This is a genomic window from Arthrobacter sp. H14 (assembly GCF_000520495.1).
Classification (GTDB): domain Bacteria; phylum Actinomycetota; class Actinomycetes; order Actinomycetales; family Micrococcaceae; genus Arthrobacter_C.
Genome location: NZ_KI914646.1, coordinates 1 through 12,501, shown reverse-complemented (window position 1 = coordinate 12,501; position 12,501 = coordinate 1). Strand labels below are relative to the sequence as shown.

13 protein-coding genes and 1 pseudogene are annotated in these 12,501 nt (G+C 59.6%); 4 read left to right on the top strand and 10 right to left on the bottom strand.

Annotated elements, in window-relative coordinates; all coding sequences use genetic code 11:
• On the top strand, nt 1–968 hold a 968-nt coding region (locus Y707_RS24570), incomplete at its 5' end, for a M20 family metallopeptidase (protein ID WP_253905111.1).
• A gap of 75 nt (nt 969–1,043) precedes the next feature.
• Here Y707_RS24570 and Y707_RS0108760 read toward each other — a convergent pair.
• The 4 genes from Y707_RS0108760 to Y707_RS24565 form a co-directional block, all read right to left on the bottom strand.
• Entirely contained in the window at nt 1,044–1,466 is a 423-nt protein-coding gene (locus Y707_RS0108760; protein ID WP_026534805.1) for a DUF3151 domain-containing protein, read from the bottom strand.
• 11 nt (nt 1,467–1,477) lie between these two features.
• Nucleotides 1,478–2,497 (bottom strand): class II fructose-bisphosphate aldolase, encoded by a 1,020-nt coding sequence (gene fbaA, locus Y707_RS0108755; protein WP_026534804.1) that lies wholly within the window; start codon nt 2,495–2,497, stop codon nt 1,478–1,480.
• 88 nt (nt 2,498–2,585) lie between these two features.
• Nucleotides 2,586–3,143, bottom strand: coding sequence for a DUF421 domain-containing protein (locus tag Y707_RS0108750; RefSeq protein ID WP_026534803.1), 558 nt, complete (start codon nt 3,141–3,143; stop codon nt 2,586–2,588).
• 49 nt (nt 3,144–3,192) lie between these two features.
• Nucleotides 3,193–3,813: a TrmH family RNA methyltransferase gene (locus Y707_RS24565; RefSeq protein WP_035780922.1), complete on the bottom strand. Its 621-nt coding sequence runs from the start codon at nt 3,811–3,813 to the stop codon at nt 3,193–3,195.
• A gap of 187 nt (nt 3,814–4,000) precedes the next feature.
• Between Y707_RS24565 and Y707_RS0108740 the strand changes: the two genes are divergently transcribed.
• Nucleotides 4,001–4,807, top strand: coding sequence for an HAD-IIA family hydrolase (locus tag Y707_RS0108740; protein ID WP_051441799.1), 807 nt, complete (start codon nt 4,001–4,003; stop codon nt 4,805–4,807).
• Nucleotides 4,808–4,870: 63 nt separating this feature from the next.
• Here Y707_RS0108740 and pyrE read toward each other — a convergent pair whose 3' ends face one another.
• Together pyrE and glsA are read right to left on the bottom strand one after the other, a co-directional pair.
• Nucleotides 4,871–5,449 carry an orotate phosphoribosyltransferase gene (gene pyrE, locus Y707_RS0108735; protein ID WP_026534801.1) on the bottom strand — a complete coding sequence of 193 codons (579 nt, stop codon included), beginning with the start codon at nt 5,447–5,449 and terminating at the stop codon, nt 4,871–4,873.
• Nucleotides 5,450–5,483: 34 nt separating this feature from the next.
• Nucleotides 5,484–7,331 (bottom strand): glutaminase A, encoded by a 1,848-nt coding sequence (glsA, locus tag Y707_RS0108730; RefSeq protein WP_026534800.1) that lies wholly within the window; start codon nt 7,329–7,331, stop codon nt 5,484–5,486.
• Between the two features lie 95 nt (nt 7,332–7,426).
• Between glsA and Y707_RS0108725 the strand changes: the two genes are divergently transcribed.
• On the top strand, nt 7,427–8,740 hold the full coding sequence (locus tag Y707_RS0108725) for a DUF2252 domain-containing protein (RefSeq protein WP_035780920.1): 1,314 nt from the start codon (nt 7,427–7,429) through the stop codon (nt 8,738–8,740).
• 193 nt (nt 8,741–8,933) lie between these two features.
• On the opposite strand, the gene cls is transcribed toward Y707_RS0108725, so the two are convergent.
• The 3 genes and pseudogenes from cls to Y707_RS0108710 form a co-directional block, all read right to left on the bottom strand.
• Nucleotides 8,934–10,421, bottom strand: coding sequence for a cardiolipin synthase (gene cls / locus Y707_RS0108720; RefSeq protein WP_051441823.1), 1,488 nt, complete (start codon nt 10,419–10,421; stop codon nt 8,934–8,936).
• Nucleotides 10,422–10,497: 76 nt separating this feature from the next.
• Nucleotides 10,498–10,967: pseudogene (locus Y707_RS24560) on the bottom strand (ROK family protein); the annotation flags it as partial.
• 262 nt (nt 10,968–11,229) lie between these two features.
• Nucleotides 11,230–11,937, bottom strand: coding sequence for an MgtC/SapB family protein (locus Y707_RS0108710; RefSeq protein WP_026534796.1), 708 nt, complete (start codon nt 11,935–11,937; stop codon nt 11,230–11,232).
• A 39-nt stretch (nt 11,938–11,976) separates the two neighbouring features.
• Between Y707_RS0108710 and Y707_RS30590 the strand changes: the two genes are divergently transcribed.
• Nucleotides 11,977–12,282, top strand: coding sequence for a hypothetical protein (locus tag Y707_RS30590; RefSeq protein WP_155852834.1), 306 nt, complete (start codon nt 11,977–11,979; stop codon nt 12,280–12,282).
• Here Y707_RS30590 and Y707_RS24555 read toward each other — a convergent pair.
• A partial coding sequence (locus Y707_RS24555; RefSeq protein ID WP_035780918.1) for a sugar phosphate isomerase/epimerase family protein occupies nt 12,272–12,501 on the bottom strand: 230 nt, incomplete at its 5' end. The genes Y707_RS30590 and Y707_RS24555 overlap by 11 nt on opposite strands.

Here is a 12,501-nt window from a genome sequence, read left to right as displayed (position 1 = left end):
CGGATATGAAAGGCGGGCTTGCCGCCGTCGTTCTGGCAATGGCTGCCCTGGCACGGGCGGGAAACCACCTGTCCGGACCGGTCCAGCTGGTCTGCACGGTCGACGAAGAGGATCTCGACCTAGGCATCCGAGTCTTCGTCGAGCAAGCCGGGCAGTCGGCGGGACAACCGACTGCTTCGGGTGCCCCGCCGGTCCTTAGCTCCGCCGCTACCGCGTCCGCTGTCCCGCAGTCCTATTCCGCTTGCATCGTGGCTGAGCCAACCGACCTTGAGACGGTGATCGGCTGCCGCGGGGACAGTTATCTTGAACTGACAGTGACCGGCATCCCGGCCCATTCCGGAAAGCCCGCTGACGGCCGCAATGCCATCGACGCCGCGTCGAAAATCCTGGAACTGATCCGCCAGGATGGCGAACGCCTGGCCCAGGATCCCGACCCGCTGCTCGGTCATGGCACCTGGAACGTGGGCAGGATCGAGGGTGGACACGGGACGGCAATTGTCGCGGGGGCCTGCTCGGTGTCGTTGGACCGGCGCCTGATGCCCGGCGAGGATCCCCAGCAGCTCGCGGAGGCGTTGTTGGAGCAGATCCACGCCGCTGGTATTGATTCCGACGGGATCAGCGTCGACCTCGAAGTCACCATGGAAATGCCCGGTTTCCGCACTGACCCCGACAGCGCCGTCGTCGCTACGGCGGTCGAGGCAATCGCCGACGCGGGCGGTGGGGAAAGTCCGGTGGGAGGCTGGACGGCGGCATGCGACGGCGGATTCATCGCCCGCCACTTCGGCGTCGACACCATCGTCCTCGGCCCCGGCGGCCTGAATGATCAAGCCCATCAGCGGGATGAATCAGTGGGAGTTGATGAATTGACGACGGCGGCCCGCGCCTACGCGCTGATGTGCATGCGGCTATTGCGGAAGCCGGAAACCGAAGAGGCGGAAAACCTGGTCCAGCAATCGAGGTTCTCATGACCGACAGCACTTGAGAACAGCAGGAAGGGTCCGGCACCGCCATGGCGCCGGACCCTTCCATTGCCGATGTTCGGCCTACTTGCTCAGTTCGGCCAATGCATTCGGATCGGAGTCGTTGAGGAACTTCGCGATCCGTTCGGCTTCCTCCGCCTCGTTGATCGCGCCTGCGGCCCGTCCCAGCGCATACAGCGCCCGCAGGAATCCACGGTTGGGTTCGTGTGTGTACGGTACCGGCCCGTGGCCGCGCCAACCGGCACCACGCAGGGCATCAAGTCCGCGGTGGTAGCCCACGCGGGCGTACGCGTAGGACTCGATGGTGCTGCCCTCGTCGTAGGCTTCATCGGCGAGGATGGCCCACACCAACGACGACTTGGGGTACTTGGCCGCCAGATCCACGGCCTCGTCGCCGGCTTCAAGGCGGGCGACGACGTCGCGCTCCTCCGGAAGCAGCGTGGGCTCCGGACCGTCCAACAGATTCTTGCCCAGCATGTCAGACATACAGCTCCTTCCTAGAGCTTTTTGCCGGCAGAGCCGAGTGACTCGGCTGCTTCGACAATGCGGGCAGCCATGCTCTTCTCGGCCGAGGCGCCCCAGACGCGTGGGTCGTACATCTTCTTGTTGCCGACCTCACCGTCGACCTTCAGCACGCCGTCGTAGTTGGCGAGCATGTGGCCGGCCACCGGGCGGGTGAACGCGTACTGGGTGTCGGTATCGATGTTCATCTTGATCACGCCGTAGGAAACCGCGTCGGAGATTTCCTGCTGGCTGGAGCCGGATCCGCCATGGAACACGAGGTCAAACGGGAGTTCCTTCCCGATCTTCCGGCCAACCTCGTCCTGGATTTCCTTCAGGATCTCCGGGCGGAGCCTGACGTTGCCCGGCTTGTAAACGCCGTGCACATTACCGAACGTCAACGCCGTGATGTAGCGGCCCTTGTCGCCGGAACCCAGCGCGTCGATGGTTTTCAGACCGTCCTCAACAGTGGTGTACAGCTTGTCGTTGATTTCATTGGCGACGCCGTCTTCCTCGCCGCCGACAGTGCCGATCTCGACTTCGAGGATCATCTTGGCCGCAGCGGTGCGGGCCAGCAGGTCCTCGGCGATCCGCAGGTTCTCCTCGACAGTTTCGGCCGAGCCGTCCCACATGTGCGAGTTGAAGATCGGGTCCTCGCCGCGCTTAACGGCTGCCTCGGAGGCCTCCAGCAGCGGAATCACGAAGCTGTCAAGCTTGTCCTGCGGGCAGTGGTCGGTGTGCAGAGCAACATTGACGTCGTACTTCTTGGCGACCTCGCGGGCGAAAGCGGCGAAGCCGAGGGACCCGGCGACCATGTCCTTGACGGAGGAACCGGACCAGTAGGCAGCACCGCCGGTGGAAACCTGGATGATCCCATCCGAACCGGCGTCCGCAAACCCCTGAAGGGCAGCGTTCAGCGTCTGGGAAGACGTGACGTTGACCGCGGGGTACGCGAACTTGCTCTCCTTGGCGCGGTCGATCATCTCGGTGTAAATCTCTGGTGTCGCGATGGGCATACGAACTCCTCGTAACTTGAAGATGGAGATATAGCAGGGGCTGACTCAATCCTAACGAGTCCCGGGGCATAACGGAGAGTGTGAACTTTCATGCCCGCTGCGATGGTCCTATCAGCTCCGGTGGGATTGCCCCGGCGTCCTGAACATTTCTGAGCAGATCAGGCTCGATGAGTTCGCCGCGATGCAATACAGACACTGCGCCGGTGGATTCGAGGATTACGCAAGCGACTTCGGACGTAGCGCGCACTCCCGCTTGGCGCAGTTTGGCGTGCAGTTCATCTTCAACCATGTGCGCGTGGTGCAGGTTTCCTATCAACACCTCACGACCGGCCATCAGCAGTAGCGGACGGTTGCTGACAATGGCGGAGCCACGGCGGCTTTGGCGGATCCTGCCGGTGATGGCCTGCATTGCCAGCAGTGTTGCAACCCCAATAATTCCAGCGGTCAATGTTGGCGTGTATCCAAGAATCGAACGTCCGGCCACGGAGCCGAGCGCGATGACTGCGGCCAAATCAAAACTGGACATGCTCGCCAGTACCCGCTGCCCCAGCAACCGGATCAGGATAAGGAAGGTGAAGTACATCCCGATGGCAGACACCGCCACCATAAGTGCCTCCACCGGGCTAATTCCCAAGTTCTCCCACACGATGACTTCCTCCTGTTACTGATTACTCTGCTTCATTGGTCTGGCCGCTTCATTGAACACCCTGTCCGAAGACATGCCGGCGCACCCAGGAATGCATGGCAATCGCGGCCGCTGCCGAGGCATTGATGGAGCGGGTCGAGCCAAACTGGGCAATGGATAACGTGCTATCGGCCGCCGCATGCACTTCCGACGTGAGCCCGGTTCCCTCCTGGCCAAGTACGAGTACGCAATTCGCAGGGAGCTCATAGGTTTCGAGTGGAACGGAGTCTGGAAAGTTATCGATCCCGACGACCCTTAAATCCTCGCCATGAGCCCATTCGATGAACTCCTCCACCGTCGGGTGGTGGCGCACGTGCTGATAACGGTCGGTGACCATCGCTCCCCGGCGGTTCCACCGGCGTCGTCCAATAATGTGCACTTCCTTGGCCATAAACGCATTGGCAGTGCGGACAACGGAGCCGATGTTCAGGTCATGCTGCCAGTTTTCGATGGCGACATGGAAGTTGTGCCGTTTTGAATCCAGGTCCGCGACGATCGCATCATGCTTCCAGTAGCGGTACTCGTCCACGACATTGCGGGTATCCCCGTTGGTCAACAGCTCCACGTCGTAACGGTCCCCTTCCGGCCACTGCCCCTGCCAAGGCCCGACGCCGACAGTCAAGCCCCGCACGGCGGCCCCGTCTGACGCGGCCTCGCCTGTCGCGGGCTGGTCTGACGCGGGCTCGCCTGCTACGGCCTCGCCTAACGCGGCTGGCTCAGGGCCAGCAGCCGGGTCCGGTGGGTAAGATGCGGTAGTGGCGGGTGTGCCGCCGTCGTTCTCTTTCACGCTTTAACCCTAAGGTGCAAGACTTGACCTGATGTCCATACCTAGCGAAGGGACCACGATGCGGGAAAACGAGCACATTGAGTGCTGGCTGACGGATATGGATGGCGTACTGGTGCACGAGAACCAGGCGATCGAGGGGGCGTCCGAACTGATTCAGCGGTGGGTCGACACCTCCAAACGCTTCCTCGTGCTGACCAACAACTCGATCTATACCCCTCGCGACCTGCGCGCCCGATTGAAGGGCTCCGGACTGGACGTTCCGGAGGAGAATATCTGGACCTCCGCCCTTGCCACCGCGCAGTTCCTGAAAAACCAATTGCCCGGCGGTCGCGCCTATGTCATCGGGGAAGCCGGATTGACGACGGCGTTGCATGAGGCGGGCTTCGTCCTCACCGACCAGAACCCCGACTATGTTGTGCTCGGCGAAACACGCACCTATTCGTTTGAAGCCATCACTAAGGCTATCCGGCTGATCATCGACGGTGCCCGTTTCATCGCGACGAACCCGGACGCGACCGGGCCCTCGAAGGATGGTCCGTTGCCTGCCACCGGAGCAATCGCGGCCCTGATCACCACGGCCACCAAGCGCGAGCCCTATGTGGTGGGCAAGCCGAATCCGATGATGTTCCGCTCGGCGATGAACCAGATCGACGCACACTCCGAGACGACAGCCATGGTCGGCGACCGGATGGACACCGACATCATCGCGGGCATGGAGGCTGGCCTTCATACCGTTCTGGTGCTGACCGGAATCACCCGCAAGGAAGACATCGACGCCTTCCCGTTCCGGCCGAATCAGATTGCGCAATCCGTGGCGGAACTGATCGAGCAGGTCTAGAAATCAGCCTCGTTGCGGGCGGTGCTCAAGCATCGGTAACGGCGCGTAGAAGGACAGTCATGGTTAGTCCAGCCCCAGTTCATCTTTGCCAAACGCGAACAGGTACGGAATATCCGCTTCCTTCTCAATGCGTTCCTTCGCTCCTGTATCGCGGTCCACGATCACGGCAACCGCCACAACATCGGCCCCTGCGTTCCGCAAAGCCTCGACCGCCGTCAGTGCTGAACCACCTGTCGTCGAGGTGTCCTCCAACGCGATGACCTTGCGGCCCTTGACGTCGGGACCCTCTACTTGGCGGCCCATTCCGTATGACTTCTGTGCTTTGCGGACAACAAAGGCGTCAACAGCACGGCCGGCGTCCGCTGCAGCATGCATGACGGCTGCACCAACCGGATCCGCCCCCATCGTGAGACCTCCCGCAGACTGAAAATCGTTATGGCCCGCGCGGTCGAGCAGGTCCAGCATCACCTGGCCGACGAGTTTGGACGCTTCATGATGGAGCGTGATGCGGCGCAGGTCAATATAGTAGTCTGCTTCTTTCCCGCTGGAAAGAGTCACGCGGCCGCGCACTACGGCGAGTTCCTTAATCAATTCCAGAAGGCGGGCACGGGCGTCGGATACATCGGGAAGCGCGGAGGTCATGGCTTCAAGCATATAGTCCACCGCGGCTCCGGGCTCAACGGGCGGCGAGCGCGGCAGTAGCCCGATCGACGAGCTTTGAGGCAACCTGAACGAGCCGCTCGGCAAGTTCCAACGCCACCTCTGGGGCTTCCCGGCGCAGTCGTTCGTACTCCTGGGGCGTCAGCACTTCCAATGAGGAATTTCCGTCCGCGTGGATATCTGTGGCGTGCGGAGCCCCGCTCATGGTCGCCACTTCGCCGAAGCTGGTTCCCGACGTCAATACATTGATCGTCTTCGTTCCGCCTGCATCCTGCGGAATCGTGGAATGTGCCTTTCCCGACATGACGAGGAAGATCCCACCGGGTTCGGCTCCCCTCGCAACTACTGTTTCGCCGTCGTCGTAATCGCGTTGTTCAAAATAATCCTGCAGGATGGCGACCGATTCCGGCGATAACTCCTGTGCCAGCGGGTGCTCGCCGAACGCCAGGCGTCCCTCCCCGCCCGTGGGCTCGCCGTACTTGGCAATAATCCAGTCCTCACACCACTGTGTTGCCGAATCCACGCCCATGAAAACGGCTGGACCGCCATCTGCCGGCGCGCTGTGCGCTCCCCGGTTCTCTCCGGCCTCCCCGGACCCACGGTCCTCAGAGAAGAGAATCCCATCCGGATCGACGACGACGGACCGGCAGTGGCTGGCGGCAATGTTCTCCTGAAGCTTCGAGAAGGTTCGCCGGGCAACCGCGCTGAAGTCTTCAACGGAGCTGATATCAAGAACGATCAGGTCGAGCGAACCGGTCAGTTCAGTGACCGTCCGCGCGACGCTCTCCGCCCCGGAAAAATATAAATCGCCATGCAGCTCAAGGATCCGCACCTTGTCGCCCTTCTCCTCCAGAATGTGCTGCTCCTTTGGAGTCCGAAGCCGGCGCGACGGTGCTTGATCCAAGGTGAAGGTGGCGCGGACGGCCGAGCGTGCACTGCGCGAGACATGCATAAAGTGCAGTTCCATTTCGGATGACAACCGCCGGCAGGTGGCGACGCCGCGGACGCTGTTGCCGTGCTGATCCAGCCGCGGGGAAAAGACGGCGATGCCGATCTGCCCCGGCAACACGGCAAGAATTCCGCCGCTGACGCCGCTCTTTGCCGGCAAGCCGACTTCCGCCACCCACGTGCCTGCGTCGTTATACATGCCGCAGGTGGTCATGACGCTGAGTACGTGCTCCACCAACTCCGGGGCCAGCACGCGCTCGGAGGTCACGGGATTCACGCCTTGGTTGGCCAACGTGGCGGCCATGATGCTGAGATCCCGGCAGGTCACATTGACCGAACACTGCTTGAAGTACAGCTCCGTGGCGGAGTCGACGTCCTCCTCGATGATGCCTTGGTTCTTCAACAGATAGGCGATCGCGCGGTTGCGGTCCCCGGTCCGGCGCTCGGATTCATAAACCTGCTTGTCGAGCTGGAGTTCCCGGCCGGCGTAGGCGGAATAGGTGCTGCGGAGGCGCTCGAACCTGTCGTCGTCGGACGATCCTGTCACCAGTGAGCTGGCGGCCAGGGCGCCCGCGTTGATCATGGCGTTTCGGGGCCGGCCTGTTCCCTGCTCCAGGCTGATCTCGTTAAAGGCATCACCGGACGGCTCGACGTCGATCTTCTTCCGTACCGCTTCAGTCCCGTGATCGGCCAGCGCCAGGCCATACGTGAACGGTTTGGAAATGGACTGGATCGTGAACTCCGACTGCGCATCACCGACTTCGTAGACGTTGCCGTCCATCGTGGCCAGGCACAAGCCAAACTGGTCGGGGTTTTCGTCGGCCAGTTCCGGAATGTAGCTTGCGACGTTTCCGGAATCGTCCGGGGCGATTTTCCGGAGTAGTGACTCGAGATATTCCTGCACCGGTGACTGCATGGTTGAACACTACGTCACGACGTCGTTCCCCGGCTTTTTCGTTGCGGAACCCTTGCCGCTGGGTGTCTGCGCTGTCGGACTCCTAGACTGGGTGAATGGTGGATACAGAAGAACGTCAAGAGATGATCGCCCGTACCCTGGTGAACGCATTCAGTTCCCTGATGGAGGCCGACCCGCATGGTTTCCGCACCAAATTCCGCAAAATGGCTGCCGATCCGTTCGCCTTCTACCGGGGCAGCGCGTGCCTGTTCTACGCCGACATGCACGCCATGGAGGATCCGTGGGCGGACGAGCGCACCGACAGGATCTGGATCCACGGAGATCTCCACGCCGAGAATTTCGGTACCTACATGAGCAGCATGGGTTCGCTGACCTTCGACATCAACGACTTCGACGAGGCGTATCTGGGCCACTTTTCCTGGGACCTGCGCCGTTTCGTCACATCGCTGGCTCTGCTCAGCTGGCAAAAGGCACTGCCGGAGCGGGCTGTGCGCGACTTGGCCCGGACCTACCTGACCGCTTACCTGGAGCAGGTAAATTACTACGCCGACGCCGGGCAGAACGACTTCGCGCTGCGTCTGAACAACACTAAAGGCACCATCCACGACGTCCTGCAGGCGGCCAAATCGTCGCGCCGGACAGATCTGCTCGATGCTATGACCCTGGTGGAGAACCACGAACGGCACTTCCGCGAAGACCGCAAAACACGGCGCCTGGGCGAGGCCGAATATGCCAAGGTCGAGGCAGCCTTCAACGAGTATTTGAAGACGATCCCCGATTCGAAGAAGTCAGGACGCGAAGTCTTCTACACGATCAAGGACATCGTCGGAAAGAAGGGATTCGGCATCGGCAGCGCCGGATTGCCCGCTTATAACGTGCTGATCGAAGGTTTCAACGAGGCGCAGGAAAACGACATTGTCCTCTCACTCAAGCAGGGCAATGTTGCCGCTCCGAGCCGCGTGGTCACCGATGAACGGGTCCGGAACTATTTCGAGCACGATGGCCACCGGACGGTCATCAGCCAGCGTTCGCTCCAGGTGCACACCGACGCGTTCCTCGGCTACACCACCATCGACGGCGTTGGGTTCGTCGTCGACGAGCTCTCCCCGTACAAGCGGGACCTCAGCTGGGACAATCTGACTGAGCCCTCGGAAATTGACCCGGTGCTGGCGGATCTGGGACGTGCCACGGCCAAGGTTCACTGCGCCTCTGATCAGGACAGCGACCATGATCTTGTTCCGTTCCAGACCGAAGAAGCCATCACAAAGGTGATCGGAGACAGGCGCGAGGAGTTCATCCAGGAGATTGTTGACTTCGCAGTGGAGTACGCGGCCCGTGTCCGCCGTGACCACGCTCTGTTTGTCGATGCCTTCCGGGAAAACAAAATCGCCGGTGTACCGTCCACCTAGGAACGGTACACCGGCGAAGGTGGTGAGAGATTGTTCCTAGAAGATGAACATCAATAGTGCGACGATTGCCAAGATTCCTACGATGGTCCAAATTAGACTTTTACCGCGCATAATTTCCTCCAGAAATAGTTAGTAGCTCAGACTCTAAGCATACTTATAAACCGTAAGGACGGCACCCTTATTTTGCAAACCGTTAAACTACGGCAGCGGCCAGCCTCGCGACGTTGTCCACAAACTTCACCAGCGGGTAGCGTGTCGTCCACTCCTCGAGCAGAAGCTCACGGGAACGTGCGCGGTAGGTTTCCTCGACGTCGCGCATTTTTTGTACGGTGTTGGCACCAAGCAGCATCAGCGTTACTTCGAGGTTCAGTTCGAACGAACGCATATCCATGTTGCTTGAGCCAATTACCGTCACGCGGTCATCAATGGATAAATGCTTGGAATGCAGGACAAAGGGCTTCCGATAAAGGTGGATCCTGACGCCGGCATGAAGAAGTGCAAGGTAATACGACTGTTGAGCATGCTGGACCAAAAACTGGTCGCCGCGCTCAGATACGAACAATTCCACTTTGACGCCACGTTGGGCCGCCGTGGTCACTGCCCGCAGTAGCGATTCATCCGGCACAAAATACGGACTGGTGATGGAAATGCGTTCCTGGGCGGAGTAAATGAGCGTGTTGAACAACTGGAGGTTGTTTGCCGTGGCGAAACCCGGACCACTAGGCACCACCTGCGCCGTCACTTCGCCGGGACGTTCGTCCCTGCGATAGGGCTGGAGTTCCTCGAGCAGAATTTCGTCAGTCTCGTTATACCAGTCAGTGGCAAAGACCGTGTCGAGTGCCGCGACGACGTCGCCCTCCACCTTCGTCATCAAATCCACCCACCGTCGATTGCCGCCACGGTTATAGCTGGCATCGACAACATTCTGTGATCCCATGAAGGCAACACGGCCATCGACGATGACGATCTTCCGGTGGTTGCGCAGGTCAGGACGACGCCAGCGACCCTTCAACGGCTGAATTGGCAGCATCTTGCGCCACTCCAGCCCAATATTGTTAAGCCTCGCGAGCGTACGCCGGTAACCGGGCACCCGAAGAGACCCAATGTGGTCGAACAGCACACGCACCTTCACGCCCCTGCGGTGCGCCTGCTCCAATGCCCGGAAGAAAACCTCCGTGCTGTTGTCGAGACACAAAATGTAGAACTCAACGTTTACGTAATCGCGCGCCTTATTAATTTCCTCTGCCATGTCGCTGATGGAATCGGTGTAGTCGTGACAGAATTCCGCGCTGTTGCCGCTCTGGCTGGGCAATGCGCCAAGGGACCGGTTAAGCGCGACGACGCTCCGCAACCACTCTGCACCCTTGTAGTCTTCTTCCCGCAACTCGGCGGCTGTCGTGTTGTCGCGGATGATCTCGTTCGCCCGGGCCTGATTCCTGATCCGGCGCCGGCCGATGCTGATACTGCCGAACAGCAGGAACAGCACGACGCCGGCATAGGGCACGAACAGGATCAGCAGTATCCATGCCATGGCAGAGGATGGACGGCGGTTTCCTGGAATGATGCCGAGCGCGGCGATAGCGATGATCACATAGATCGCGCCCAGCATGACAGTCAGCCAATCAGGCAGGACAGGCAGTATTCCGTCGGACGATCCGTCCGTGGCCACGCTAAGAGTCATAGTGCTCTCAACGATATCGTCCGGCACGGGGCCCATCGATTTGTGTCAGTCGTCGACAACCTGGAGGCTGGCGGTCTCAATTGATTCGGGCGAGTACGTGGCCGATCGCCATGACCGACGCTCCCAACACGCCAGCCCGTTCACCGGACACCGATGGAAGGATTCGCAGATGCTCCGTCGCCAGTGGCAGCGATCGCTTGTATACGATTTCGCGGATTCCTGCCAGAATGTACTCCCAGCCTGGGCAAGGCTGCCACCGATGACGATCACGGACGGATTGATGAGATTGACGCAGCTTGCGAGCACGTCTCCGATATCGCGGCCGGCCTGGCGCATCGTTTGGATTGCCGCTGTGTCTCCCGCGCGGACAAGGCGAACCACATCCTGGCTGGTATGGGCATCTCCTCCGGATTCAGTCAACAGAGCCGCGAGCGCCGGACCACCGGCCAATGCCTCCAGGCAACCGTTATTACCGCACCGGCAAACAACATCGGCTCCGCGCGGAACCCGTACGTGTCCCAAGTCCCCAGCTGTACCCTGCCCACCGGGAGGAGACAGAAGATCCGATGATCGAGAAAACCAAACCACTAAGCAAATGCGTCAAGTGAATTCCAGGCCGGAGCTGTCCATTGAGTCAAATCCGACCATTTGATGAGCTTGCCCACTTGTTGGTTTTAACAACACTTAAGCGAAGCAGATGCAGCGGTTGCACAACATTGCAGCGATTCTCGTCATCATAATGGATCGCGTCCAGTTCGAATCCGGTTCTTGAGACATGGAACTCTGCCTCGCCACTTACCCTTTGGGGCTATTCATCGTTGTTGTCATCTTCTTCGTCTCGTAACCATACGGCTCTAACGCCTTGAGTTTCCGCAATGGTGGGAACCAAGTCACGAAGTGGAGGACGACCTCGAAATTTGATGTCCATCAACACGTTTGCTGGCACTGCAGAGGACTGCCGACGGCTTGAGAGAATGGATGCGGTAAAGCCCAATGTCGTCGCGTTTTGAAGAATCAAGCGCAAGATGCCTTGTCCATCGACATAATCTACTCTAAGAACTTGGTTTCTATCGGCGGTCGGAATTCTGCTAATGAGCGGCGGTAGCACGACAAGACCGACGAGATGCAGACAGGTGAGGAAGATGGCTAACGAGAGCATTCCTGCCCCACAGGCCATACCGACAGCAGCTGTTACCCAAATGGTGGCGGCTGTTGTAAGTCCCCTCACAATGTCTTTGCGCATGAAGATCACGCCTGCACCCAGGAACCCTATGCCGCTGACTATCTGGGCCGATATCCTAGAGGGATCGAGATTTACGTCTTGTCCTACAACTGTATTAAATCCGAAACTGGAAATGAGTGTGAACGCGGCGGCCCCTATTCCGACCAATACGTGCGTCTTAAATCCAGCGCTCTTTTGACGGATCTGCCGTTCAATGCCAATCAGAGAACATAAACCAAATGCGACAAGAAGCAAGTATAGTTCCGTTAACGATGTGTCGCTGAAGAAATGCATTTCACCTCGCTTCGTTCTGGCCGGAGGAAGCTCCGTCTGGTGAGTTCACCGTTTACCGAAGCAGTAGCACCTTCAGCCAGTTCTCCTGCCCGTGCTGCCGTCATGTATCTGTCGCTGACTTGTTTCTTTCCGCTTGTCTTTTCACTGAAGGTTACTGGGCTTGATCGGATGACTGTTTCGATGAACAAATTGTTTGAGATTTTTAGTGACGTCTGTGATGCCGGTTCCCCTACAATGCGCCGAATTCCATCGCCTAAGGGTAAATTCGCAGTCGATCTCATTGGCTCTTTGTCTTGTAGCGACGTGGCAGTATTCGTCCACGCCAGACCGGAGATCACTGTTTGAAGGCGGCGTCGAAGGAGGTTTCGGACGGGGCGAAATCGAACTTCTTCAAAAAGGCGAGGGCTTCCGGTGCACCTTGAAGCCGGTCCATGCCCGCATCCTCCCACTCAACGGAAATCGGTCCGTCATAGCCGATGGCGGTCAACGCCCTGAAGCTTTCCTCCCACGGCACATCCCCGCGTCCGGTGGAGACGAAGTCCCAGCCGCGTCGCGGATCGCCCC

Coding starts and splice junctions, on each gene's coding strand:
- pyrE (WP_026534801.1), bottom strand. CDS start 5,449: ATGACCTCCGCGCTTCCCGATGTATCCGACGCCCGTGCCCGCCTTCTG.
- fbaA (WP_026534804.1), bottom strand. CDS start 2,497: ATGCCCATCGCGACACCAGAGATTTACACCGAGATGATCGACCGCGCC.
- glsA (WP_026534800.1), bottom strand. CDS start 7,331: ATGCAGTCACCGGTGCAGGAATATCTCGAGTCACTACTCCGGAAAATC.
- Y707_RS0108710 (WP_026534796.1), bottom strand. CDS start 11,937: ATGCATTTCTTCAGCGACACATCGTTAACGGAACTATACTTGCTTCTT.
- cls (WP_051441823.1), bottom strand. CDS start 10,421: ATGACTCTTAGCGTGGCCACGGACGGATCGTCCGACGGAATACTGCCT.
- Y707_RS0108740 (WP_051441799.1), top strand. CDS start 4,001: ATGTCCATACCTAGCGAAGGGACCACGATGCGGGAAAACGAGCACATT.
- Y707_RS0108760 (WP_026534805.1), bottom strand. CDS start 1,466: ATGTCTGACATGCTGGGCAAGAATCTGTTGGACGGTCCGGAGCCCACG.
- Y707_RS0108725 (WP_035780920.1), top strand. CDS start 7,427: ATGGTGGATACAGAAGAACGTCAAGAGATGATCGCCCGTACCCTGGTG.